The sequence below is a fragment of the Pseudomonas sp. MF6394 genome (assembly GCF_002018845.1).
In the GTDB taxonomy this organism is placed as follows: Bacteria; Pseudomonadota; Gammaproteobacteria; order Pseudomonadales; family Pseudomonadaceae; genus Aquipseudomonas; species Aquipseudomonas lactis.
Genome location: NZ_MVOJ01000022.1, coordinates 39,666 through 63,352, shown reverse-complemented (window position 1 = coordinate 63,352; position 23,687 = coordinate 39,666). Strand labels below are relative to the sequence as shown.

19 protein-coding genes and 1 pseudogene are annotated in these 23,687 nt (G+C 62.2%); 6 read left to right on the top strand and 14 right to left on the bottom strand.

Annotation, left to right across the window (positions count from 1 at the left end; genetic code table 11):
- Window positions 1-30 precede the first annotated feature (30 nt).
- Window positions 31-1,872, top strand: a complete 1,842-nt coding sequence (gene ilvD / locus MF6394_RS21125; protein WP_078467468.1) for a dihydroxy-acid dehydratase — start codon at window positions 31-33, stop codon at window positions 1,870-1,872.
- Window positions 1,873-2,060: 188 nt separating this feature from the next.
- Here the strand turns inward: ilvD and MF6394_RS21120 are convergent, their stop codons facing one another.
- Entirely contained in the window at window positions 2,061-3,122 is a 1,062-nt protein-coding gene (locus MF6394_RS21120; protein WP_047712007.1) for a hypothetical protein, read from the bottom strand.
- Between the two features lie 242 nt (window positions 3,123-3,364).
- Between MF6394_RS21120 and MF6394_RS21115 the strand changes: the two genes are divergently transcribed.
- Window positions 3,365-4,756 carry an L-cystine transporter gene (locus MF6394_RS21115; RefSeq protein WP_044269628.1) on the top strand — a complete coding sequence of 464 codons (1,392 nt, stop codon included), beginning with the start codon at window positions 3,365-3,367 and terminating at the stop codon, window positions 4,754-4,756.
- An 8-nt stretch (window positions 4,757-4,764) separates the two neighbouring features.
- On the opposite strand, the pseudogene MF6394_RS35225 reads toward MF6394_RS21115, so the two are convergent.
- Window positions 4,765-4,854, bottom strand: a pseudogene (locus tag MF6394_RS35225) (outer membrane lipoprotein carrier protein LolA); the annotation flags it as partial.
- Between the two features lie 13 nt (window positions 4,855-4,867).
- A complete protein-coding gene (locus tag MF6394_RS21110) occupies window positions 4,868-5,380 on the bottom strand; it encodes a dihydrofolate reductase (RefSeq protein ID WP_078467467.1) in 513 nt (170 codons plus the stop codon).
- A gap of 69 nt (window positions 5,381-5,449) precedes the next feature.
- Between MF6394_RS21110 and MF6394_RS21105 the strand changes: the two genes are divergently transcribed.
- Together MF6394_RS21105 and MF6394_RS21100 are read left to right on the top strand one after the other, a co-directional pair.
- Window positions 5,450-6,829 (top strand): DUF2868 domain-containing protein, encoded by a 1,380-nt coding sequence (locus tag MF6394_RS21105; RefSeq protein WP_078467466.1) that lies wholly within the window; start codon window positions 5,450-5,452, stop codon window positions 6,827-6,829.
- Window positions 6,822-8,201 (top strand): DUF3482 domain-containing protein, encoded by a 1,380-nt coding sequence (locus tag MF6394_RS21100; protein ID WP_047712010.1) that lies wholly within the window; start codon window positions 6,822-6,824, stop codon window positions 8,199-8,201. Before MF6394_RS21105 ends, MF6394_RS21100 begins: the two co-directional genes overlap by 8 nt.
- Before the next feature lie 45 nt (window positions 8,202-8,246).
- Here MF6394_RS21100 and MF6394_RS21095 read toward each other — a convergent pair whose 3' ends face one another.
- From MF6394_RS21095 to MF6394_RS21060, 8 genes are all read right to left on the bottom strand, one after another.
- Entirely contained in the window at window positions 8,247-8,822 is a 576-nt protein-coding gene (locus tag MF6394_RS21095) for a hypothetical protein (RefSeq protein ID WP_047712011.1), read from the bottom strand.
- Between the two features lie 90 nt (window positions 8,823-8,912).
- Window positions 8,913-9,467 carry a phosphonate degradation HD-domain oxygenase gene (locus MF6394_RS21090; protein ID WP_047712012.1) on the bottom strand — a complete coding sequence of 185 codons (555 nt, stop codon included), beginning with the start codon at window positions 9,465-9,467 and terminating at the stop codon, window positions 8,913-8,915.
- Window positions 9,464-10,591: a TIGR03364 family FAD-dependent oxidoreductase gene (locus tag MF6394_RS21085; protein ID WP_047712013.1), complete on the bottom strand. Its 1,128-nt coding sequence runs from the start codon at window positions 10,589-10,591 to the stop codon at window positions 9,464-9,466. The genes MF6394_RS21090 and MF6394_RS21085 overlap by 4 nt, the downstream gene beginning before the upstream one ends.
- Before the next feature lie 130 nt (window positions 10,592-10,721).
- A complete protein-coding gene (locus MF6394_RS21080; RefSeq protein WP_078467465.1) occupies window positions 10,722-11,735 on the bottom strand; it encodes a putative 2-aminoethylphosphonate ABC transporter substrate-binding protein in 1,014 nt (337 codons plus the stop codon).
- A 23-nt stretch (window positions 11,736-11,758) separates the two neighbouring features.
- A complete protein-coding gene (locus MF6394_RS21075) occupies window positions 11,759-13,471 on the bottom strand; it encodes a putative 2-aminoethylphosphonate ABC transporter permease subunit (RefSeq protein WP_078467464.1) in 1,713 nt (570 codons plus the stop codon).
- Between the two features lies 1 nt (window position 13,472).
- Window positions 13,473-14,537: a putative 2-aminoethylphosphonate ABC transporter ATP-binding protein gene (locus tag MF6394_RS21070; protein WP_003195180.1), complete on the bottom strand. Its 1,065-nt coding sequence runs from the start codon at window positions 14,535-14,537 to the stop codon at window positions 13,473-13,475.
- Window positions 14,538-14,784: 247 nt separating this feature from the next.
- The gene (locus MF6394_RS21065; RefSeq protein WP_078467463.1) at window positions 14,785-15,648 is read right to left on the bottom strand and encodes a LysR family transcriptional regulator; all 864 of its coding nucleotides are present in this window, start codon (window positions 15,646-15,648) and stop codon (window positions 14,785-14,787) included.
- Window positions 15,649-15,664: 16 nt separating this feature from the next.
- Entirely contained in the window at window positions 15,665-17,977 is a 2,313-nt protein-coding gene (locus MF6394_RS21060) for a heavy metal translocating P-type ATPase (RefSeq protein WP_078467462.1), read from the bottom strand.
- An 85-nt stretch (window positions 17,978-18,062) separates the two neighbouring features.
- Between MF6394_RS21060 and cadR the strand changes: the two genes are divergently transcribed.
- Window positions 18,063-18,503 (top strand): Cd(II)/Pb(II)-responsive transcriptional regulator, encoded by a 441-nt coding sequence (gene cadR, locus MF6394_RS21055; RefSeq protein ID WP_047712017.1) that lies wholly within the window; start codon window positions 18,063-18,065, stop codon window positions 18,501-18,503.
- Window positions 18,504-18,633: 130 nt separating this feature from the next.
- Here the strand turns inward: cadR and MF6394_RS21050 are convergent, their stop codons facing one another.
- Entirely contained in the window at window positions 18,634-19,467 is an 834-nt protein-coding gene (locus tag MF6394_RS21050) for a thymidylate synthase (RefSeq protein ID WP_014720362.1), read from the bottom strand.
- 51 nt (window positions 19,468-19,518) lie between these two features.
- The gene (gene lgt / locus MF6394_RS21045; protein WP_003195189.1) at window positions 19,519-20,331 is read right to left on the bottom strand and encodes a prolipoprotein diacylglyceryl transferase; all 813 of its coding nucleotides are present in this window, start codon (window positions 20,329-20,331) and stop codon (window positions 19,519-19,521) included.
- A 216-nt stretch (window positions 20,332-20,547) separates the two neighbouring features.
- Between lgt and MF6394_RS21040 the strand changes: the two genes are divergently transcribed.
- A complete protein-coding gene (locus MF6394_RS21040) occupies window positions 20,548-21,294 on the top strand; it encodes an NRDE family protein (protein ID WP_078467461.1) in 747 nt (248 codons plus the stop codon).
- A gap of 98 nt (window positions 21,295-21,392) precedes the next feature.
- On the opposite strand, the gene ptsP is transcribed toward MF6394_RS21040, so the two are convergent.
- Window positions 21,393-23,672 carry a phosphoenolpyruvate--protein phosphotransferase gene (gene ptsP, locus MF6394_RS21035; protein WP_003195193.1) on the bottom strand — a complete coding sequence of 760 codons (2,280 nt, stop codon included), beginning with the start codon at window positions 23,670-23,672 and terminating at the stop codon, window positions 21,393-21,395.
- Between the last annotated feature and the right edge of the window lie 15 nt (window positions 23,673-23,687).

The window sequence follows — 23,687 nt, the reverse complement described above, 5'->3', positions numbered from 1 at the left end:
AGTACTTGATTAGCCGCCCGGAGTGCTCCAATGCCTGATTACCGCTCGAAAACATCCACCCACGGCCGCAACATGGCCGGTGCGCGCGCGCTGTGGCGTGCCACGGGAATGAAAGATGACGACTTCAAGAAGCCGATCATCGCGATTGCCAACTCGTTCACCCAGTTCGTGCCGGGCCATGTTCACCTCAAGGACCTGGGCCAACTGGTCGCCCGCGAGATCGAACGCGCCGGTGGCGTGGCAAAAGAATTCAATACCATTGCCGTGGACGACGGCATCGCCATGGGCCATGACGGCATGCTGTATTCGCTGCCGAGCCGCGAGATCATCGCCGACTCCGTGGAATACATGGTCAACGCCCACTGCGCCGACGCCATTGTGTGCATCTCCAACTGCGACAAGATCACCCCCGGCATGTTGATGGCTGCCTTGCGCCTGAACATCCCGGTGATCTTCGTCTCCGGCGGCCCGATGGAAGCCGGCAAGACCAAACTCGCCTCCCACGGCCTCGACCTCGTCGACGCCAGGGTAATCGCCGCCGATTCCAGCGCTTCTGACGAGAAGGTTGCGGAATACGAGCGAAGCGCCTGCCCGACCTGCGGTTCGTGCTCCGGCATGTTCACCGCCAACTCGATGAACTGCTTGGTCGAAGCCTTGGGCCTGGCCTTGCCGGGCAACGGTTCCACACTGGCCACTCACAGCGACCGCGAGCAGTTGTTCCTGCAGGCCGGCCGCACCATCGTCGAGCTGTGCAAGCGCTACTACGGCGAGAACGATGAGTCGGTGTTGCCGCGCAATATCGCCAACTTCAAGGCGTTCGAAAACGCCATGACCCTAGACATCGCCATGGGCGGTTCCACCAACACCATCCTGCACCTGCTGGCCGCCGCCCAGGAAGCCGAGATCGATTTCGACCTGCGCGACATCGACCGCCTGTCCCGTCACGTGCCGCAACTGTGCAAGGTCGCGCCGAACATCCAGAAATACCACATGGAAGACGTGCACCGCGCCGGCGGGATCTTCTCGATCCTCGGTTCCCTGGCCCGTGGCGGCCTGCTGCACACCGACCTGCCGACCGTGCACAGCAAGTCCATCGCCGAAGGCATCGCCAAGTGGGACATCACCCAGACTGACGACGAAGCCGTGCACACCTTCTTCAAGGCCGGCCCTGCGGGCATTCCGACGCAGACCGCGTTCAGCCAGTCGACCCGTTGGGACACCCTGGATGACGACCGTGAAAACGGCTGCATCCGCAGTGTCGAGCACGCCTACTCGCAAGAAGGCGGCCTGGCCGTGCTGTACGGCAACATCGCCCTCGACGGCTGCGTGGTCAAAACGGCGGGTGTGGATGAATCCATCCACGTCTTCGAAGGCCGCGCCAAGATCTACGAAAGCCAGGACAGTTCGGTACGCGGCATCCTCGCGGACGAAGTCAAGGAAGGCGACATCGTGATCATCCGCTACGAAGGCCCCAAAGGCGGCCCGGGTATGCAGGAGATGCTTTACCCCACGTCCTACCTGAAATCCAAAGGCCTGGGCAAAGCCTGCGCCCTGCTGACCGACGGCCGTTTCTCCGGCGGCACCTCGGGCCTGTCCATCGGCCACGCTTCCCCGGAAGCCGCTGCCGGTGGCGCGATTGGCCTGGTGCAGGATGGCGACAAGGTGTTGATCGACATTCCAAACCGCTCGATCAACCTGTTGATCAGCGATGAAGAACTGGCGGCACGCCGGGTTGAGCAGGACAAGAAAGGCTGGAAGCCAGTGGAGAAGCGCCCGCGTAAAGTCACTACCGCGTTGAAGGCCTACGCATTGTTGGCCACCAGCGCCGACAAAGGTGCGGTGCGCAACAAAGCCATGCTCGACGGCCTGTAAGCTTCGCGCATAAAAAAGCCCCGCCAGGTGCGGGGCTTTTTTTGCCTGGAGAAAAACTCAGGACGCTGAAGATCAAAATGTGGGAGCGGGCTTGCTCGCGAAAGCGTTGGGTCAGTCATCTCATCTGTTACTGACCGGCCGCATTCGCGAGCAAGCCCGCTCCCACATTTACCGGCTTACATCCATGGTCACTGGATATCTTCCGGCTTCACGATCACCCAGTTTTTATCCGCCGTCACCGGCAGCCCTTCCTTGGCCTGCGCCGCCGCGTGCTTGGCGATCATGCCGTTGAGTTGGGTCATGTACTTGTCTTTGCGGTTGATCCACAGGTGGACGCCGCCCTTGGCCACGTCCACATCGTGGAACAGCATGTAGCCGTCGCTGGTCGGTGTGTCACCGCCGACGATCACCGGTTTTTTCCATTCGTCGATGTAGGTGAGGATCGCCGCGTGCTTGCCGGCCATCCAGGTCGCCGGGGTCCACAGGTAGGGGGTCAGTTCCAGGCCGAGGTTGGCGGCTTGGTCATACTTGCCGGCCGCGATCTGCTTGCGGGCGGTGGTCAGCTCGCCGGTCTTGCGGTCCTTGAGCAGGGTGGACACGCCGATGACGTTTTCGGGTTTGACGTTGTAGCCGTACTTCGGATCGGCGGCGACCATGCGCACCAGCTCCTCGGATGCGGCCGTCATCACATACACCTCAATGCCGTTTTCCATCAGCTTGTTGTACAGCTCGGCCTGGCCGGTGAAGACTTTGGGCGGCTGCACCTCGGATGTCTTCACCGCGTCGCCTTCAAAATAACTGACCGGCACCGGCTTGCCGGAGGCCATCAGCTCATCCACCTGAACCTTGAGTTCCTTGAGGGTGAAGCCAGAAAACACCTGGGCCACCCACGGGTAGCAGACCATGTCGTCCACTTCACAAAGGCGGTAGTAGTAACTGAACAGGCTCTCTTTGTGCTCGGCGGTGTCTTTGAACGGCATCAGCTTGAGCGACGGGTCGAGGCTGTCGCGGGTGATCAGCCCCTTGTTTTCCATGAACGGCAGCAGGGACTCTTCAAGGTCGTAGCGGTAGCTGGTGTTGTCCATGTCGAACACCGCGTAGTTACCCTTGTTGGCGTTGGCGGCGATCATTTCGTTGAGTTGTTTGGCGGCAGGTGCCGGCCAGTGTTTCAACTCGGTGGCGGCAAACGCCTGGCTGGCGAGCCCGAGGCAAAAGGCGGCGGATACCAATAGTTTCGGCGCGAGCTTCATAGGCGTTGTCTCCCTCAAGTGAAAGACATCGACGCTAACAAATCCGTATGACAGTTATCGCCCGAGCACGACCAAGGACGTCGTGATCACGCCAAGGACATACGCCTGAGCGTCAAACGCTTATTCCAAAAACGACAGTCGCCATTCCATATCGGTATTAAATCAATATATTTCAAGCTGTTAGGCTTCCCGGTTCGCAATCGCAGGCTCACGCGATTGGCTGCCTTCTCAACGGAGCTTCAATGAATCTGCCCCTGATTCTCAATTTATTGGTGTTCGTGGCCCTGTTGTTGGGCCTGGCACAAACCCGCCGTACCCACTGGAGCCTGGCCAAGAAGGTGCTGTTCGCCCTGGTGCTGGGCGTGCTGTTCGGCGCGGCGCTGCACACGATCTATGGCGACGGCAACCCGGTGCTCAAAGCCTCCATCGGCTGGTTTGACCTGGTCGGCAACGGCTATGTGCAACTGCTGCAAATGATCGTGATCCCGCTGGTGTTCGCCTCGATCCTCAGTGCCGTGGCGCGCCTGCATAACGCCTCGTCCCTGGGCAAGATCAGCTTTCTGACCATCGGCACGCTGCTGTTCACCACGGCCATCGCGGCGCTGATCGGTATCGGCCTGACCAACCTGTTCGGCCTCACCGCCGAAGGCCTGGTGGCCGGTACCCAGGAAATGGCGCGCCTGCAAGTGATCCAGAGTGATTACGCAGGCAAGGTCGCCGACCTGAATATCCCGCAGTTGCTGCTGTCGTTCGTACCGGCCAACCCGTTCGCCGACCTGGCCCGGGCCAAACCGACGTCGATTATCAGCGTGGTGATTTTCGCCGCGTTCCTTGGGGTTGCCGCGCTGCAGCTACTCAAGGACGACGTGGAAAAAGGCCAGAAAGTCCTTAACGCCATCGACACCCTGCAAGCCTGGGTGATGCGCCTGGTGCGCCTGGTAATGAAGCTGACCCCTTATGGTGTGCTGGCGCTGATGACCAAAGTGGTCGCCGGTTCCAACCTGCAAGACATCATCAAGCTCGGCAGTTTCGTCGTGGTGTCGTACCTGGCCCTGGGCCTGATGTTCGTGGTGCACGGCCTGCTGCTGTCCCTGGCCGGGATCAACCCGCTGCGCTTCTTCCGCAAGGTGTGGCCGGTGCTGACCTTCGCCTTTACCAGCCGCTCCAGCGCTGCAAGCATCCCGCTGAGCATTGAAGCGCAGACCCGTCGCCTGGGCATTCCGCAATCCATCGCCGGCTTCGCCGCCTCGTTTGGCGCGACCATCGGCCAGAACGGTTGCGCCGGTCTTTACCCTGCCATGTTGGCGGTGATGGTCGCGCCGACCGTGGGCATCAACCCGCTGGACCCGCTGTGGATCGCGACCCTGGTGGCGATTGTGACCTTGAGTTCGGCGGGCGTTGCCGGCGTCGGCGGCGGTGCGACCTTTGCCGCGCTGATCGTGCTGCCGGCCATGGGCTTGCCGGTGTCACTGGTGGCGCTGTTGATTTCCGTGGAGCCGCTGATCGACATGGGCCGCACGGCGTTGAACGTGAATGGTTCGATGACGGCCGGGGCGATTACCAGCCAGATCATGGGGCAGACGGATAAGGCGTTGCTGGATGCCGATGAGCATGCCGAGTTAGCGCAGGTCTGAAGCCAATCAACTGTAGGAGCGAGCTTGCTCGCGAAGAACCTGAGAGCGCCGCGCTCATTCAGAATGCCCGCGTCATCGTTGACGATCTTCGCGAGCAAGCTCGCTCCTACACTAGTTGCGCTCCCACACTTCGAAGCTGTAGGCCGGCTTATCACCTTCGGCTGGATTCTCGACATTCGACACCAGCTTCCACTGGTTCCTATCAAACTCTGGAAACCAAGCATCCCCTTCCGGGCTCAGCGCTACGCGGGTCAGGTACAAGCGATCGGCCTGTTCCAGCCCCTGCGCATACAACTGCGCGCCGCCGATCAGCATCAGCTCATCCACGCCTTGCTCCCTGGCCCATTCCTCAGCGCGCTCTACCGCAGCCTCCAATGACGGAAACACTTGCGCACCTTCCAGCACAAGATCGGTCTGACGGCTGACCACCAGGTTCAAACGCCCTGGCAGCGGTCGGCCCAGGGAATCCCAGGTCTTGCGCCCCATGATGATCGGCTTGCCGAGCGTGGTGGCCTTGAAATATTTGAAATCCCCCGGCAAATGCCAGGGCATGCTGTTGTCGACGCCGATCACACGGTTTTCACCGAGGGCTGCGATCAGGCTTAAAGGGAGAGTTTTTTTCATGGCGACGAGAATACCAGAGCGGCGAGCCAGCGGTTATGCTCCAACCTCATCAACACGACAGGACGGCGCGTGACTGCACTGAACCCGCTGCACAGACTTTGGCTGACAGAAACCGTGCGCCTGCGCGAAGAACACGCCGGCCCCCTGGAAGACCTGGAAGCCAACCGCTTGGCCCGCACCGCCGGGGGCGACCTGCCCACGCGCATCCAGCAGCGTGCGCTGCACCTGGCCGAACGCGATGGTTTGACCGCCGCGCTCAGCCGCTGGCTGCAAGGCGCACGCCTGGCCCTGGTGTTACTGGCGGTGGTCGCCGTCATCAGCGGCGCCGGTTTGGCGTTCGCGGCGCTGGGCAATGGCTTGGCCCCGGTGAATGTGTTCTGGGCCTTGGGCAGCCTGCTCGGCCTGAACCTGATTTTGCTGGTCAGTTGGGCCCTGGGCCTGCTGTTTGCCGGTGAACACAGCGCCAGTCTCGGCCGACTGTGGTTGTGGCTCAGCGAGAAACTGGCGCGCGACGCCAAGGCCGCGCAACTGGCCCCAGCGTTATTGCTGTTGCTGCAACGGCAAAAACTCAATCGCTGGGCGGTGGGTGTGCTGGTCAACAGCTTGTGGTTGCTGGCCTTGCTCAGCGCCCTGGTGATCCTGCTGACCCTGCTCGCCACGCGCCGCTACGGGTTTGTGTGGGAAACCACCATTCTCGGCGCCGATACGTTTGTCGCCGTGACCCAGGCCCTCGGCACACTCCCGGCTCTGCTGGGTTTCAATGTGCCAACCGTGGAGATGATCCGCGCCAGCGGCGACTCCGCGCTGAATATCGAAAGCGCCCGCCAGGCCTGGGCCGCCTGGCTGGTGGGCGTGTTGCTGGTCTACGGCCTGTTGCCGCGGCTGATCCTCGCCCTGCTGTGCCTGTGGCGATGGAAACGCGGGCGCGCAGCGTTGCGCCTGGACCTCAACCTGCCCAGCTACGCCCAACTGCGCGAACGCCTGATGCCCAGCAGCGAGCGCCTTGGGGTCAACGATGTGGCGCCCGAGCACCTGCACCAGGTCAGCGGCGGCGTGAGCGAGCTGGAGAGCGACGGTGCGTTGCTGGTCGCCATCGAACTCGATGACCAACACCCTTGGCCGCCCAAACTGCCCGCCAACGTCAAGAACGCCGGCATCCTCGACAGCCGCGAATCACGCAACAAGCTGCTGGAACAACTCAGCCGTTTCCCCCCCGCGCGCCTGGCCATCGCCTGTGACCCGCGCCGCTCCCCCGACCGTGGCAGCCTGGCGCTGATCGCCGAGCTGGCACGCAGCGCCACAGACACCCGCGTATGGCTGCTGCAGGCGCCACCGGGCCAGGCGCTGGACGCCGAGCGCCTGGGCGACTGGCATGCCGCGCTGCAACAGCTTGAGCTGTCGTTTGCCGATTGCGCGCCGTTAAGCTGGCTGGAGACCGGTCATGACTAAACCGCTGAAACTCGCCGTGGTCGGCCACACCAACGTGGGCAAGACCTCACTGCTGCGCACCCTCACCCGCGATGTCGGCTTTGGCGAAGTGTCCCATCGCCCCAGTACCACGCGGCACGTGGAAGGTGCGCGCCTATCGGTAGATGGCGAAGCCTTGCTGGAGCTGTACGACACGCCCGGCCTGGAAGACGCCATCGCCCTGCTCGATTACCTGGAACGCCTCGACCGCCCCGGCGAACGCCTGGATGGCCCGGCGCGGCTGGCGCGTTTTCTGGAAGGCAGCGAAGCGCGCCAGCGTTTCGAACAGGAAGCCAAGGTGCTGCGCCAATTACTGGCCTCGGATGCCGGCCTGTACGTAATCGACGCCCGGGAACCGGTGCTGGCCAAGTACCGCGACGAGCTGCAAGTGCTGGCCAGTTGTGGCAAGCCGTTGTTGCCGGTGCTCAACTTCGTCAGCAGCAGCGACCACCGCGAACCAGACTGGCGCGAAGCCCTGGCCCGCCTCGGCCTGCATGCGCTGGTGCGTTTCGACAGCGTGGCACCGCCCGAAGACGGCGAACGTCGGCTGTATGAAAGCCTGGCCCTGCTGCTGGAAAACGCCCGCCCCCAGCTGGAACGCCTGATCCTTGATCAAGAAGCCCAGCGCCAGGCTCGCCAGCAAAGCGCAGCACGGCTGATCGCCGAGTTGCTGATCGACTGCGCCGCCTGCCGCCGCAGCGTCACCACCGAGGATGAGCCCCAGGCCATCAGTGATTTACGCAAGGCCGTGCGCCAGCGCGAACAAAAGTGCGTCGAAGCCCTGCTCAAACTGTTCGGCTTCCGCCCACAGGACGCCGCCGCCAGCGACTTGCCACTGCTGGACGGGCGCTGGGGCGACGACCTGTTCAACCCCGAAACCCTCAAGCAACTGGGCGTGCGCGTAGGTGGCGGGATCGCCGCCGGCGCAGCGGCCGGTGCAGGCGTGGATCTGCTGGTCGGTGGCCTGACACTGGGCGCTGCTGCCCTGGCCGGCGCGATTGCCGGCGGTGCGCTGCAAACCGCGCGCAGCTATGGCAGCCGCCTGATGGGCAAGATCAAGGGCCAACGCGAACTCACCGTCGATGACAGCGTGCTGCGCCTGCTCGCCCTGCGCCAACGCCAACTGCTCAAGGCCCTGAACCTGCGCGGGCATGCGGCGATGCACAGCATCAAGGTCGATACGCCCCAGGACAAAACCTGGCGCGAAGGCAAGCTGCCGGACGCCTTGCACAAGGCCCGCGCCTATCCGCAATGGTCGTCCCTCAATCCCCACGCCAAACTGAGCCAGGCCGAACGTCAGGAGCAGGTCGAGGCATTGTCGGTGCAACTGAATGAACCGGGGCTCATGCCTTGAATGCTCAGTAAGCAGCGTCAAACGGTGTGGTCTTTTGCTTACTGATCAATGTGCCTGAATATCCACAACCTTGGCATCGAAGGGCTCAGGTGTGTGCCAATTGAACTTCAAATAAAGCTCAGCCAATTGCTGGACCAAGTGCTTATCAACTTCATCGATGACGCCATCGCAGTTGATGTCGGCGTGAATGTTCCACTCAAGTTCACCGTTGTTATCAAAATCATAGGCGGCGCTCCAAGACACCTGAGCGTCCGAACTCAGCAGCCCGGGGCCTTTGTGTAAGTGCAGGCGCACGGTGTCGGGGGTGCCGTCTTTATAGAAGTCTTCGGAAAAGATCTTCATGTAAAGCCGGCTACTGGCGCCGCGATTCACCCAGTTGATCTTCAAATAGGCATTGGCAAATTGATCCAGCAACGCTCGATCAAGACTGCTTTCCTGACCGTCATGGGTAACGTCTCCCCTGCTGTAATCGACCTTTGCGTCTGAGGTGAAGTCATAGGCTACGGCCTCATTGAGCAACTCGTCCTGATTGCAGGGCGTACCTTGGTAGAACTGAAGACGCACCGTATTCGCTCGGCCATCTCCCGTTTGATCCTGTGCAACCACCTTTAAATAGCGCATCTGCGTTGCTCCCTTGCTTAGAAGCAAGCACCTTAGTGCGGCGGCTATCGAGGCTCCAGGCGGCGTATCTGCGATGTGTGTAAGGCCCGTCTACGCGGCCAGTAGTCGGGCGGCCATGGCTTTGAGCAGTTGCAGATCCAACACCGGCACCTGCGTTTGCTTGGCCTGCTCGTCCCAGTGGCGCATACGCAAACTCACGGCATATAGCGAGTCCTGTTCAAAAGCCCTGGCCTCTTCGGCGCTCATGACGCCGCCCTGATAACCCAGGGTGCGACGGCTGGCTTGGCTCAAGCGTGCGTAATAATCCGGCTGGCTGAAGGTCAGGTAGCGCTTGGCCTGCACGTGGTATTCCACCAATTTGGCCAGGCGTTCGCTGAAGCCTGCGCGGCGCAGGTAATCGGCGCCCAGCCGCTCGTGGCTGACCACACCATAACCGCCCATGTTCGCGCCGCCCTGGCCGCAGAGGTGGCCGATGTCGTGGAAGAACGCCGCCAGCACCACCTCGTCGTCAAACCCTTCGGCCATGGCCAATTGTGCGGCCTGGGACATGTGCTCGATTTGCGACACCGGCTCGCCGATGTAGTCAGCCGTGCCATGCTGCTCGTACAAGCCAAACACCTGGGCAATCGCCTGTTCCGGGCTCATCGCGTCGCGCCCCACAGTGTGCTGATATTACGCTCGGCCATCGCCGGCCCCACGCTCATCCCTACGCCGGTGTGCATCAAAGCAGCGCTGACGCCGGGTGCCGCCTGCACAAACGAAAACGGCCCAGGCCCGCGCGAACCGTAGACACCCTGCCAGCGCTCGACCACCTGGACCTTGCAACCCAGGGTCTGCTGCGCCAGTTCGATCAGCCAGTCATCCACCTGCTCGTCGTTGAAGGGCGACGGATCGCTGTCGTAATGGTGGGAGTCACCGATGATCAACTCACCATGGGGCGTAGGGCTGATCAACAGGTGAATGCCGTGCTCGTGCAGGTACGGCGTTTCCCACAGGATCTGCGCCTGCACCGCGGCCGCTTCCGGCAGGTCGGCGAAGGCGCCGTAGTGCACGCAGCTCAAGCCGGTGAGCAAGGCATGTTGCAGGTTCAGGTTGAGCACCGGCCGGGCGCGCAGCATTTGCAGGCGACAGGTTTGCGGGTTGAGCGCGGCGATGGCGTCGGCCAGCAGGGTCTGATAATCGTGGCCGGAGCAGACGATGATCTGCTCGCCGCGAAAGCTGCCCGCCGTGCTGTGCAACTGGCCCGGCTCAACCTCGCGCACCAGGGTGGAGAAATGAAACTCCACGTTCAGCGCCTGGCTCAGGTAATGGATCAGCGCCGGTATGGCCTCACGGGAATAGAGTTGCTGATCGTCCTTGCCATGCAGCGCGGCGCGGTGATGGCGGAACTGGCCGGCGTACAGGTCGTTCATGGCAGCGCCTTGCAGCAGCTCGACGTTGTAGCCGTGCTCCCGCGCTCGCCCGGCGCAGAAGGCTTCGAGCAGATGCTCTTCGGCTTCGGTGCGGGCGAACAGGTAGGAGCCATTGCGCTTGAGCGCCAGGCCCGCCGCTTGCGCCCACTGGCCCCAGATTTCGCGGCTTTCCCGCGCCAGGTCCAGCATGGGCCCTGGTGGTTGGCCGGTGACCAGGGCCTGGCCGAAGTTGCGCACTGAGGCGCCCAATGGCGTGGCGCTGCGCTCGAACACCTTGACCTTGAGGCCGCGCCTGGCGGCGGCATAGGCGTGGGAGAGGCCGAGGATGCCGGCGCCGACGATCAGTAAATCTGTCATGGAGTATGCAGCCCTCTGCAGGAGCGAGCTTGCTCGCGAAGGTCGCCAACGATGACGCGGTGTGTCTGATTACCCGCGTCGCCTGTTAGTTTTTCGCGAGCAAGCTCGCCCCTACAGGTTGAGGTAAAAGTTATTGTTTTTCCGACTTACCGTCATAACGCTTACGCCATTCGGCCAGGATGCTGTCACGGTTTTTGGAAGCCCAGACAAAGTCGTTCTTGATCAATCGTTGCTCATAGTCCGCCGGCAATTCGGTCTGCGGCTTGGCGATACCCGGTTGGGCGAGCACGGCGAAGTTGTCCTTGTACAGGTCCATCGCCGCGGTGCTGGCGGAGAAGTCAGCGAGTTTTTTCGCCGCGTCGGCATGGGCAGTGCCTTTGATCACGGCGGTGGCTTCGATGTCCCAGCCCAGGCCTTCCTTGGGTAGGATGATGTCCAGCGGCGCGCCCTGGCGCTTGAGTTGAACCGCCGGGTATTCGAAGGAAATGCCAATCGGGAACTCACCGGAGGCCGCCAGCTTGCACGGCTTGGAGCCGGAGTGAACGTACTGGCCGATGTTCTGGTGCAAGTCGTCCATGTACTGCCAGCCTTGCTTCTCGCCGAAGGTCTGGAGCCAGGCGCTGACATCCAGGAAACCAGTGCCCGACGACGCCGGGTTGGGCATCACAATCTTGCCCTTGTACTCAGGCTTGGTCAGGTCCTGCCAGCTCACCGGTTTGGTGAGGCCCTGCTTCTCGGCTTCGACGGTGTTGAAGCAGATGGTGGCGGCCCACACGTCCATGCCGACCCAGGCCGGAGGGTTGGCGGCGTCGCGGTAGTTTTTGCCGATCTTGTCCAGATCCTTGGGCGCGTAGTTGTCGAGCATGCCTTGCTGATCGAGGATCGCCAGGCTGGAGGCGGCCAGGCCCCACACCACGTCAGCCTGGGGGCGGTCTTTCTCAGCCAGCAGTTTGGCGGTAATGATGCCGGTGGAGTCGCGCACCCACTTGATCTCGACGTCGGGGTTGGCCTGTTCGAAGGCTTTTTTGTAGGTCTTCAATTGCTCGGCTTCAAGGGCCGTGTACACCGTCAATTCGGTCTTGGCCAAAGCATTCAGGCTGAATGCCGTGAGAACTGCAGCGACCAGCGCCAGGGACTTGAACATGGAGCACCTCCTTCAGGGATGTTTTATTGGCCGGGTGCGCGCTGGCGCCAGGCTTGGGAGCGGCGCAACGCGCCACGTGAGGCCCACGCCAGCAGCAGCGAGACGCTGGCCGAGGTGAACAGGATCAGGGTCGACATGGCCGCCGCGCCGCCCACATTGCCGGCGTCGTCCATGTTCAGCACGGCGACAGCGGCGAGGATGGTGTCGGGGCTGTAGAGGAAGATCGCGGCGGACACGGTGGTCATCGCCGACACAAACAGGTAGCGCAGGATGTCCAGCAGCGCCGGCAGGCAGATCGGCACCGTGACGCGCAGATAATGGCGATACAACGGCGCCTTGAGGGACAGCGCGGCGGCTTCGAACTCGGCGTCCAACTGGCGCAAGGCGGTGGTCGCGGTCATCTGCGCGGTGGTCAGGTAATGCGCAATGGTGCACACCACCAGCAACGCCATGCTGCCGTACAACACATGCAGCGGGTTGCCGTTGAGGTTGAAGAAGAACACGTAGCCCAGCCCCAGGACCAGGCCCGGCACGGCCATCGGCACGAAGCTGAGCATGCGCAGTGCCAGGTTGAGGTTCTTCTGGCCCTTGGTCTTTTCCATCAGGTAAGCGCCAGTGAAGATCAGCACGCTGCCGATCAACGCCGTGCACAACGCCATGGTGAGGCTGTTGCGATAGGCCAGCCAGCCACCGCCAGCGGTGTCTTCGAACTGGTAGTGGTTGAGCGACAGCGACAGGTTGTACGGCCAGAATTTCACCAGCGAGGAGTACACCGCCATGCCGAACACCAGCAGCAACGCCGCGCAAATCAGCAGCACGAGGGCCAGGTAGCACCCGTCGCGCAGCCGCGATGGCGCTGGCTGGAACACCTGGGCGCGGCCGCTCATCGCGTCGCCATGCCGACGGCGCAACCAGGCATCCACGCCAAAGCTGAACAGCGCCGGCAGCAGCAACACCATGCCGATCAACGCGCCGCGACCGAACTGTTGCTGGCCCACCACGGCCTTGTAGGCCTCCAGCGCCAGCACCTGGTAATCGCCGCCCACCACCACCGGTACCCCGAAGTCGGTGATGGTCAAGGTGAACACCAGGCAAAACGCGGCGAACACCGCCTGGCGCGTGGCCGGCCAGGTAATGCTGCGAAACGCCCGGGCCGGGCTGGCGCCCATGCTCGAAGCGGCGTCGAACAAGCGCGCATCCGCCAGGGATAACGCCGACAGCAAAATCATCAAGGCATGGGGAAAGGTGTAGATCACCTCGCCGAGCACAATGCCCCAGAACCCGTAGATATTCTCCGAGAACATGCCCCGCAGCAGGCCCTGGTTGCCGAACAGATAAACCAGGGCAATGCCCGGCAGCATCGACGGCGCCATCAATGGCAGCAAGGACAGGCCACGCCAGATGGACTTGCCGGGGATCAGCGTGCGTTGCAGGGCATAGGCAAACAAGTAGGCCAGCGGCACGACGATGGCCGCCACACTGAGGGAAACTTTCAGGCTATTGCCCAGCAACCAGTGGAAGTTGGCGCTGCTCAGCAGTTCGCGCGCGGCCACCAGGCCACCGCCCTGCCCGGCTTCGCTGCTGAAGCCGCGCCAGAAGATCGCCAACAGCGGCAACAGCACCGCCACCACCAACAGGCCCAGCCAGAGCCATTTGCCGCCGACCACAAAGAGGCGGTCGCCCCACTCGGCGCGGGACACCTGACGCGGTACCGGCAATGTCATCACAGCCCCCATTTCAGGCAAACACCTGCAGGCTGCGCGGCGGCAACGCCACCCAGATGTCCTGGGCGCCCAGGCGCGGCATGGCTTCCGGCGCCAGTTCAGCCAGCAACGGATGGCCCGGCAACTGCTCCAGTTCAAAGCTCATGCGGCAGCGGTTGCCGAGGAAGGTGATCTCGCGAACTTTGGCCGGGAACAGGTTTTCTTCATGCACCGGCGGGTTGACGCAAATGGCTTCCGGGCGGCAGAACAAGCGGCCGGACTGGGCGACACCCGCGTCCTCAGCCAGGCGCATGTTCAACCCACCCACCTGGGCATGGCTGGCGCTGTTACGGCTGAACGGCAACCAGTTGCCCTGGCCGACAAACTCCGCCACGAACGGCGTGGCCGGGCGGTCGTAGATTTCCTGGGGCGTGGCGTACTGCTCGACCTTGCCGTTGTTCATCACGGCAATGCGGTCGGCCATCAACATGGCTTCGTCCTGGTTGTGGGTCACCATCAAGGTGGTGATGCCAAGGCGTCGCTGCAGTTGGCGAAGTTCGGTGCACAGGTGCTCGCGCACCCGGGCATCGAGGGCCGACATCGGCTCATCCAATAACAATAACGACGGCGCCGGCGCCAGTGCGCGGGCCAGGGCGACGCGCTGTTGCTGGCCGCCGGAGAGTTGGCCGGGGTACTTCTTTTCGCTGCCCACCAGGCCCACCAGCTCAAGCATCTGCGCGACCCGCTTGCGCACTTCATCGCGGCCGCTGCCGGTGAGGCCATAGCCGATGTTCGCTTCAACGCTGAGGTTGGGAAACAACGCGTAGGACTGGAACAGGATGCCGTAGTCCCGCGCCTGGGGTGGCAGCAGGGACACGTCCCGTTCGCCCAGGTAGAGCTCACCGCTGTCCTGGCGCTCCAGGCCGGCGATGCAACGCAGCAGTGTGGTCTTGCCGCAGCCGGAAGGGCCCAGCAGGCACACCAGCTCGCCGGCGGCGACGTCCAGGGAGACGTTGTCCAGCGCGGTGAACGCGCCAAAGCGCTTCTGGATTGCGCGCACTTTCATCGGTGCGCCGGGTTGGGTCAGGGCTGTGTGCATGATGGCACCTCATCGAACGGATGAAGGCCATGCTAGGGAGGCAATGCGTAGCGGGTGTGGCAGAAAGGCAAAAGGAGGTGATAGTGGTATTGGTGGATTTGTGTAGGACTCATGGTAATGAGCTGCCTGGTCTACCGCCTTCGCGAGCAAGCCCGCTCCCACAGGCTGACCGCATTCTCATGTTGAAACGCGATCAAATGTGGGAGCGGGCTTGCTCGCGAAGAGGCCCTCAAAGCCAGCGAAAAATTCAGAGGGGTGACATTTCCTGAGCCAAGCCAAGAAACGCCGCCGGCAACCGCGCCCCTTTGCGCTCCTTGAGGCAATACAGGTACTCCGGAATCTGCGGTGCATTCTCGATGGTCAGCACACGCAACTGCGGGTCATGGGGCACTTCCTGGCGAGCGATGATGCTGATGCCGATATTGCGCAGCACCGCCTCGCGAATCGACTCACGGCTGCCAATCTCCAGCAACGGCCCGTACCCCACGCCGGCGCTCTTCAACATCTCTTCCGTCAGCCGGCGGGTGGTGGAGCCCGCTTCACGCATCAGCAAGGTGTGCCCGATAAGCGCGCTCAACGGTACATGATCAAGCTTGGCCAACGGGTGATTGCGGTGCACCGCCAGCACCAGCGGGTCCGTGCCCAGCACGCGGCGGATCAGACGGGCGTCTTCCAGCAGTTGCGACGAGGCCGCGACATCGACGCGGTAATCATCCAACGCCTCAAGCACCTGTTGGGAATTGCCGATTTCCACCGAGACTTCCACCTGGGGCAGTCGCTCACGAAAGGCTTTGACCAGATCCAGGATGTAATACGGCGCAGTTGCGGCAATTCTCAGCGCGCCCTGGACCTGGCCGTTGTTGCGCAGGAAAAACTCGATATCCGCTTCCTGCTGCAACAGCGCCTTGACCATCGGCAATAGCCGCGCGCCTTCGTCGCTGACGGTGAGACGGCGGCCGCCACGGTAGAACAACTCGACACCATACTGGCTTTCCAGGTTGCGAATCTGGGTGGTCACCGTGGGCTGGCTCAAGCCGAGTTTCTTCGCCGCCTGGGTAATGCTGCCCAGGCGGGCGACCATGAAAAACGCCTTTAACTCAGCACTCAGCACACCACCCTCTCATCCGCTATTTGCGCACCAGGCGCAGGCCATTGAACACCACCAGCAGGCTCACGCCCATGTCGGCGAAGACCGCCATCCACATGGTCGCCATGCCCATGAACGTAACGGCCAGGAAGATCGCCTTGATCACCAGCGCCAGGGCGATGTTCTGCTTGAGGATACTCGACGTTTGCCGCGACAACCGAATGAAAGCCGGAATCTTGCGCAAATCATCGTCCATCAGCGCCACGTCGGCGGTCTCGATGGCGGTGTCGGTGCCCGCTGCGGCCATGGCAAAGCCGATCTCGGCACGGGCCAGGGCCGGGGCGTCGTTGATGCCGTCACCGACCATGCCCACCCGATGGCCCTGGCCGTAGAGGGTTTCGATGGCTTGCAGCTTGTCGGTGGGCAACAGGTCGCCCTGGGCCTGGTCGATACCGACCTGAGCCGCAATGGCCTGGGCGGTATGGGTGTTGTCGCCGGTGAGCATCAGGGTCTTGATGCCCAGGTCGTGCAACTGCTGAATAGCTTCGCGGCTGCTCTCCTTGACCGTGTCGGCCACGGCAAACAGCGCCAGCGGGCCGGACTTGTCCAGCAGCAGCACCACGGACTTGCCTTGTTTTTCCAGGGCGAAGAGTTTTTCTTCCAGGGCCTCGGAACACAGGCCGAGGTCTTCCACCAGGCGGTGGTTACCCAGGTGATAGGTCTGACCGTTGATATCACCACGCACACCGCGCCCGGCCAGGGCCTCGAAGTTATCCACAGCGTGAGTCGACAAGTTTTTATCCACAGCCGCGTTGGCAATCGCCAGGGACACCGGGTGGTCAGAACGCGATGCCAAACTCGCGGCCAAGGCCGGCGCGCTGTCTTCGATATTCGGGAACAGCGGCAGGTAATCGGTTTGCACCGGTTTGCCGTGGGTGATGGTGCCGGTTTTGTCGAGGGCCAGGTAATCGAGCTTGTAGCCGCCCTCCAGGTACACGCCGCCTTTGATCAGGATGCCTTTGCGCGCTGCTGCTGCCAGGCCACTGACAATGGTCACCGGAGTGGAGATCACCAAGGCACACGGGCAGGCCACCACCAGCAGCACGAGGGCGCGGTAGATCCAGTCAAACCACACGCCCGCCATGAACAGGGGCGGAATCACCGCCACACCGAGGGCAAACAGGAAGACGGCCGGGGTGTAAACCTTGGAGAAACTGTCGACAAACCGCTGGGTCGGTGCGCGTGCGCCTTGGGCCTGTTCCACGGCGTGGATAATTCGCGCCAGGGTCGAATTGTTCGCCGCTGCGGTGACCTTGTACTCCAGGGAACCGGCCTGGTTGATGGTGCCGGCAAAGACTTTATCGCCCACGGTTTTTTCGATCGGCAGGCTTTCCCCGGTGATCGGTGCCTGGTCGATGGTGGACTGGCCGGCCGTGACTTCACCGTCGAGGCCGATGCGCTCGCCGGGTTTTACTCGGACAATCGCGCCAAGATCAATGCTTTTGACCTCTTGTTCCAGCCAGGAACCGTCGGCCTGGCGCACCGTGGCCTGTTCGGGGGTCATCTGCATCAGGCCGCTGATGGCGTTGCGCGCCCGGTCCAGGGATTTGGCCTCGATCAACTCGGCCACGGTGAACAGGAACATCACCATCGCCGCTTCCGGCCACTGGCCAATCAGGATCGCGCCCGTCACCGCGATACTCATCAAGGCATTGATATTGAGGTTGAAGTTCTTCAGGGCAATCCAGCCCTTCTTGTAGGTAGTAAGGCCGCCGCTGAGGATCGACACCAGCGCCACCAGCGCGATTACCCAGGTGGGCGCCACGCCGGTGAAATGCAACACCTCGGCACCCAGGGCACCCACGCCCGACACCGCCAACGGCCACCAATGCTTCTTGGCGGGCGGCGCGGCGGCGGGGCTGCCTTCTTCGATAGGGTCGGCCTGCATGCCGATGGACTTGATTGCTTCGATGATCGGCGCGGTGTTCGGCAGGTCATGGGTGACGCCGAGGATGCGGTTGATCAGGTTGAATTCCAGTTGCTGCACGCCAGCGAGCTTGCCCAGCTTGTTCTGGATCAGCGTCTGCTCGGTGGGGCAGTCCATGGCTTCGATGCGGAAGGTGCTCAGGCGCGAGCCGGCGGTGGGCGCCTCGCTCAGGGTCACGATGGCAGGCCCGGCAGCGCCGGAGCAGCAGGAGCCGGAATGGCCGTGGTTATCCACAGGCGTGAGTTTGGCGGGCGCATGGTCATGTTTGTGATCATGGCCGTGGTCATGAGCGTGATCGTGATCGTGATCGTGATCGTGATCATGCTTGTGGTCGTGCTTGTGCGGGGTATGAATGGAGTGGCTCATCAGGTCGCGTCCGTAAAGGTGCCTGTTGCCAAGTAAAGACCCTGTAGCCACTATAGGGTCAAGCACCCATTTGGAGATTGCTGCGATGAAGATCGGCGAACTGGCCAAACTCACCGATTGCCCGGTGGAAACCATCCGTTATTACGAGAAGGAAAACCTGCTGCCACCCCCGGCCCGCACCGACGGCAACTACCGCGTGTACACCCAGGCGCACACCGAGCGGCTGACTTTTATCCGCAACTGCCGCAGCCTGGACATGACCCTTGAAGAAATCCGCAGCCTGCTGGGGCTGCGCGACAGTCCCCAGGACCAGTGCGAAAGCGTGAATGCCTTGATCGACGAGCATATCCACCATGTGAAAGCGCGGATCGACGGGTTGTTGGCCTTGCAGGAGCAACTGCTGGACCTGCGCCAACGTTGCGGCGGTGGGAACCAGTGCGGGATCTTGCAGCAGTTGGAAGTCAGCGGAGGGATTGCGCCCAGCGAGGCCGAGCCTTCGCATGTGGGCAGAAGCCACGGCCACTAACTCAAGCGAACACCGAACCCATGTGGGAGCTGGCTTGCCTGCGATAGCGGTGGACCAGCAACATTGATGTCGCCTGACACTCCGCCATCGCAGGCAAGCCAGCTCCCACAGTTTCTCACCGAGTAAGGCTTTAGATCGCCACGTCGGCCTTGATGCTTGGGTCGGCGTCGTAACCCACGATTTCAAAGTCTTCGAACTTGTAGTCGTAGATCGACGCAGGCTTACGCTTGATCACCAGCTCGGGCAGTTTTTTCGGCGTGCGCGCCAACTGGGTCTGGATCTGCTCCATGTGGTTGCTGTAGGCATGGGTGTCGCCGGTGGTGACGATGATCTCGTGGGGGATCAGGTCGCATTGCTGGGCCAGCATGTGGGTCAGCAACGCCAGCGCGGCGGTGTTGTACGGCAGGCCCAGGAACACGTCGGAGCTACGGATATACAACTGCATCGACAGATGGCCGTCATGCACGAACGCCTGGTACAGCAAATGGCACGGTGGCAGGGCTTGCTTGCCGTTACGCGCGTTTTCCTGCGGGCTCTGGGTTTCGTCCGGCAGGTATTCGACGTTCCAGCCGTGGAACAGGATGCGGCGGCTATTGGGGTTGGTCTTGAGCGTGTGCACCATGTAGTCGATCTGGTTGATCGTGCCGCCGTCCTTCGTCGGCCAGGCGGTCCACTGCTCGCCGTAGACCGGGCCCAGGTCGCCGTCTTCGGTGGCCCATTCGTCCCAGATCTTCACGCCATTTTCGTTGAGCCATTTGATGTTGGTGTTGCCGCTCAACATCCAGATCAGTTCGTTGGCGATGCTTTTGAAGTGCAGCTTCTTGGTGGTCAGCAGCGGGAAGCCGTCGGCCAGGTTATGCCGATACTGACGCGCAAACACAGCCTTGGTGCCGGTGCCCGTGCGGTCGCCCTTGGTCAGGCCATTGGTCACGACGTCCTGCAGCAGTTCGAGATATTGCTTCATGTTTTTACCCGTATCGTTGAAGCCAAGACCTCCTGGTCTTGGCATTCGAATTTAAAGCGCGGCGTTCTTCAGCGGCTGCGGGCGATTGTACGCCCACCACAGCATGCCCAGGCCCGCCAGGATCATCGGCAGGCTAAGCACCTGACCCATGGTCAGCCAGCCCCACGCCAGGTAGCCCAACTGCGCATCCGGCACCCGTACGAATTCGACGATAAAGCGGAAAATCCCGTAGAACAGCGCGAACATGCCCGACACGGCCATGGTTGGGCGTGGCTTGCGCGAGAAGATGTAGAGAATAAGGAACAGTGCCACACCTTCCAACGCGAACTGGTACAGCTGCGACGGGTGGCGCGGCAGTTGCGCCGGGTCGCTGAACGGCGGGAACACCATCGCCCACGGCACGTCGGTCGGCTTGCCCCACAGCTCGGCGTTGATAAAGTTACCAATGCGCCCGGCACCCAGGCCGATCGGCACGAAGGGGGCGACGAAGTCCATCAGTTGGAAGAACGACTTGCCATTGCGCCGGCCAAACCACCAGGCGGCAATCATCACGCCGATAAACCCGCCGTGGAACGCCATGCCGCCCTTCCACACTTCGAAGATCAGGGTCGGGTTGGCGAGATACGCAGACAGGTCGTAGAACAGCACATACCCCAGGCGCCCGCCGACGATCACGCCCATCGACATCCAGAACACCATGTCGGAGAGCTTCTCCTTGGTCCAGGTCGGGTCGAAACGGTTCAGGCGCCGGGAAGCCAGCAGCCAGGCACCGCCGATGCCGATCAGGTACATCAACCCGTACCAATGGATTTTCAGCGGACCGATGGCCAGGGCCACCGGGTCGATCTGCGGGTAAGGCAGCATTGCGACTCCTCGTTAAAACATTTAGTCATGACGCACCGGACCATGCCGATGTGCGATTAAGCCTGCGTTACAGCTGCGAGATCAAATTAAGAAGTTCACATACACACCAAACAGCCCGGCATGTTAACGGATCAGAGGTGCACGGCCCAACTTCGAGACGATGGAACACCTGCGCGTCTGTGGGTAGAGTGGCAAAAACACAAAAGGGGTCACCCGATGTGCCTGATTATTTTCGCCTGGCGAACGGGCCATGCCCAACCACTGATCGTCGCGGCCAACCGCGATGAGTTCTACGCCCGCCCCAGCCTGCCCTTGGCCCAGTGGGCGGATGCGCCCCGGGTTTACGCCGGTCGTGATCAGGAGGCCGGGGGCACCTGGCTGGGGGTGAACGCGGATGGGCGCTTTGCCGCCTTGACCAATATTCGCGACCCGCACCAGCCACCGGCACGCAAGTCTCGCGGCGAACTGGTTGCGCGGTTTCTCAGTGGTTCGCTGCCGATCGACGATTATTTGGCCGATGTGAATGGACGCTCGATTGAATACGCCGGGTTCAACCTGCTGGTGGGCACGCGGGATGAGCTGTGGCACTACAACGCCAAGGACACCGAACCGACGCGGTTGAAGGCTGGGGTGTATGGGTTATCCAATGCCGGGCTGGATACGCCCTGGCCGAAGTTGCTAAAGGCCAAGGCAGCGTTCAGCGCAGTGCTGGAGAACCCCGAGCCGGAGGCCCTGCTGGAGATTCTGAGCGACCCGCAGATCGCGCCGTTTGCTGAGCTGCCGGACACCGGCGTAGGCCTGGCGACAGAAAGCCTGCTGTCGAGCGTGTTTATCGCCAGCCCCAGTTACGGGACACGGGCGAGCACGGCGCTGATTGTGAATGCCGATGGGACGCGACGGATGCTGGAGCGTAGCTTTGGCCCCCATGGAGGGCGGCTGGGTGAGGTCGAACTGGAAATCTGACGGCGCTTGGGCTGACGTCATCGCAGGCAAGCCAGCTCCCACATTTGGAATGCGGTTCCCTGTGGGAGCTGGCTTGCCTGCGATGAAGGCGCCTCGGTTTAGAGGGTTTTGGCCGAGGCCGGGTTGATCATCCGGGTCAGCCCCAGGTTCTTCAACGCCAGTTGCAGCGAGCTGTGGATAACTTGCGGGTTGTCGATGGTCATCAACTCGGCGAGCAAATCCTTGGCCCTGCTCAACTCCACCTGGCGCAGCATCCACTTCACTTTCGGCAAGTTGGTGGCGTTCATCGACAGGCTGTCAAAACCCATCGCCATCAACAGCACCGCCGCCGCCGGGTCGCCGGCCATTTCGCCGCAGATACTCACCGGTTTGCCTTCGGCATGGGCGTCGCGCACCACGTGTTGCAGTGCTTGCAGCACCGCCGGGTGCAGGTAGTCGTAGAGGTCGGCCACCCGTGGGTTGTTACGGTCCACGGCCAGCAGGTACTGGGTCAGGTCGTTGGAGCCTACCGACAGGAAGTCCACCTGCCGCGCCAGTTCCTTGGCCTGGTACACCGCCGCCGGGATTTCGATCATCACCCCAATCGGCGGCATCGGCACATCGGCGCCTTCGTCGCGCACTTCGCCCCAGGCGCGGTGGATCAGGTGCAGGGCTTCTTCCAGTTCATGGGTGCCGGAGATCATCGGCAGCAGGATGCGCAGGTTGTTCAAGCCCTCGCTGGCCTTGAGCATGGCGCGGGTCTGGACGAGGAAGATTTCGGGATGGTCGAGGGTAACGCGAATACCGCGCCAGCCAAGGAAGGGGTTGTCTTCCTTGATCGGGAAATAGGACAGTGACTTATCGCCGCCAATATCCAGGCTGCGCATCGTCACCGGTAACGGGTGGAAGGCTTGCAGTTGCTCGCGATAAATCGCCAGCTGCTCCTTCTCGCTCGGGAAACGCTGGTTGATCATGAACGGCACTTCGGTGCGGTACAGCCCCACCCCTTCGGCGCCGCGCTGTTGCGCACGGGCTACATCCGCCAGCAGGCCGGTGTTGACCAACAGCGGTACCCGGTGGCCATCGGGGGTCACACACGGCAGCTCGCGCAGCGAATCCAGGCCCTGGGCCAGTTGCTTCTCTTCTTCCACCACCTCGGCGTATTGCTTGCGCAGCACGTCGCTGGGGTTGGTGAATACCTCGCCGCGATGCCCGTCGACGATCATGTCGATGCCATCGACCTTGGAATACGGCAGGTCCACCAGGCCCATCACCGTCGGGATACCCATGGCCCGGGCCAGGATCGCCACGTGGGAGTTACCCGAACCCAATACCGAGACCAGGCCCACCAGCTTGCCTTCAGGCACTTCGCCAAGCTGGGTGGCGGTCAATTCTTCACTGACCAAAATGGTGTTATCGGGGAAGACCATGTTGGTGCTGCGGTCTTCCTGCAGGTACGCCAACAGGCGGCGACCCAGGTCGCGCACATCCGATGCCCGCTCGCGCAGGTAGGCGTCGTCCATCATTTCGAAACGGTTGACGTGATCGGTGACCACCTGGCGCAACGCGCCCTGGGCCCACTGGCCGGTCTTGATCACGGTCTTGACTTCGTTACCCAGGGACGCGTCGTCGAGCATCATCTGGTACACGTCGAACAGCGCACGCTCTTCGGGGCGCAGTTGGGTGGCCAGCTTGGTCGACAGGTTGCGCATGTCGGCGCGCACGCCTTCGAGGGCGGTCTTGAACAGTTTGATCTCGGCGTCGATGTCACTGACGCTCTTGTCCGGCACCACATCGAGGTCGGCGGGCGGCAGCATGACCACCGCGGTACCCACCGCGGCGCCTGGCGAACCCGGTACGCCGACGAACTTGGCTTCCTGGATACCCTTGCCCTGGCGCCCCAGGCCGCGAATCGAGCCGGTCGCTTCGGCGTGGGCGATAACCCCGGCCAGTTGCGCGCTCATGGTCACCAGGAAGGCTTCTTCGCCTTCGTCGAACTGGCGACGCTCTTTTTGCTGAATGACCAACACGCCGACAACGCGGCGGTGGTGGATGATCGGCGCACCGAGGAACGAGGCGTAGCGCTCTTCACCGGTTTCGGCAAAGTAGCGATAACGCGGGTGATCGGCCGCGTTCTCAAGGTTAAGGGGTTCTTCACGCGTCCCCACCAGGCCCACCAGACCTTCATTGGGCGCCATGCTGACCTTGCCGATGGAGCGCTTGTTCAAGCCCTCCGTGGCCATCAGCACAAAACGGTTGGTCTCGGGGTCCAGCAGGTAAACCGAGCAGACCTGGCTGCCCATGGCTTCCTTGACGCGCAACACAATAATCCCCAACGCCGCCTTGAGATCCTTGGCGGAGTTAACTTCCTGGACGATCTTGCGCAGCGTATTGAGCATGGCTCGGGGTCGAAC

Bases quoted from the DNA above. Each gene is read 5' to 3' on its own strand.
- ilvD (WP_078467468.1), top strand. From the start codon at position 31: ATGCCTGATTACCGCTCGAAAACATCCACCCACGGCCGCAACATGGCC.
- ptsP (WP_003195193.1), bottom strand. From the start codon at position 23,672: ATGCTCAATACGCTGCGCAAGATCGTCCAGGAAGTTAACTCCGCCAAG.
- MF6394_RS21075 (WP_078467464.1), bottom strand. From the start codon at position 13,471: ATGGGGGCTGTGATGACATTGCCGGTACCGCGTCAGGTGTCCCGCGCC.
- lgt (WP_003195189.1), bottom strand. From the start codon at position 20,331: ATGCTGCCTTACCCGCAGATCGACCCGGTGGCCCTGGCCATCGGTCCG.
- MF6394_RS21110 (WP_078467467.1), bottom strand. From the start codon at position 5,380: ATGAAAAAAACTCTCCCTTTAAGCCTGATCGCAGCCCTCGGTGAAAAC.
- MF6394_RS21100 (WP_047712010.1), top strand. From the start codon at position 6,822: ATGACTAAACCGCTGAAACTCGCCGTGGTCGGCCACACCAACGTGGGC.
- MF6394_RS21095 (WP_047712011.1), bottom strand. From the start codon at position 8,822: ATGCGCTATTTAAAGGTGGTTGCACAGGATCAAACGGGAGATGGCCGA.
- MF6394_RS21060 (WP_078467462.1), bottom strand. From the start codon at position 17,977: ATGAGCCACTCCATTCATACCCCGCACAAGCACGACCACAAGCATGAT.
- MF6394_RS21120 (WP_047712007.1), bottom strand. From the start codon at position 3,122: ATGAAGCTCGCGCCGAAACTATTGGTATCCGCCGCCTTTTGCCTCGGG.
- MF6394_RS21070 (WP_003195180.1), bottom strand. From the start codon at position 14,537: ATGCACACAGCCCTGACCCAACCCGGCGCACCGATGAAAGTGCGCGCA.
- MF6394_RS21085 (WP_047712013.1), bottom strand. From the start codon at position 10,591: ATGACAGATTTACTGATCGTCGGCGCCGGCATCCTCGGCCTCTCCCAC.
- MF6394_RS21050 (WP_014720362.1), bottom strand. From the start codon at position 19,467: ATGAAGCAATATCTCGAACTGCTGCAGGACGTCGTGACCAATGGCCTG.
- MF6394_RS21090 (WP_047712012.1), bottom strand. From the start codon at position 9,467: ATGAGCCCGGAACAGGCGATTGCCCAGGTGTTTGGCTTGTACGAGCAG.
- MF6394_RS21115 (WP_044269628.1), top strand. From the start codon at position 3,365: ATGAATCTGCCCCTGATTCTCAATTTATTGGTGTTCGTGGCCCTGTTG.
- MF6394_RS21040 (WP_078467461.1), top strand. From the start codon at position 20,548: ATGTGCCTGATTATTTTCGCCTGGCGAACGGGCCATGCCCAACCACTG.
- MF6394_RS21080 (WP_078467465.1), bottom strand. From the start codon at position 11,735: ATGTTCAAGTCCCTGGCGCTGGTCGCTGCAGTTCTCACGGCATTCAGC.
- cadR (WP_047712017.1), top strand. From the start codon at position 18,063: ATGAAGATCGGCGAACTGGCCAAACTCACCGATTGCCCGGTGGAAACC.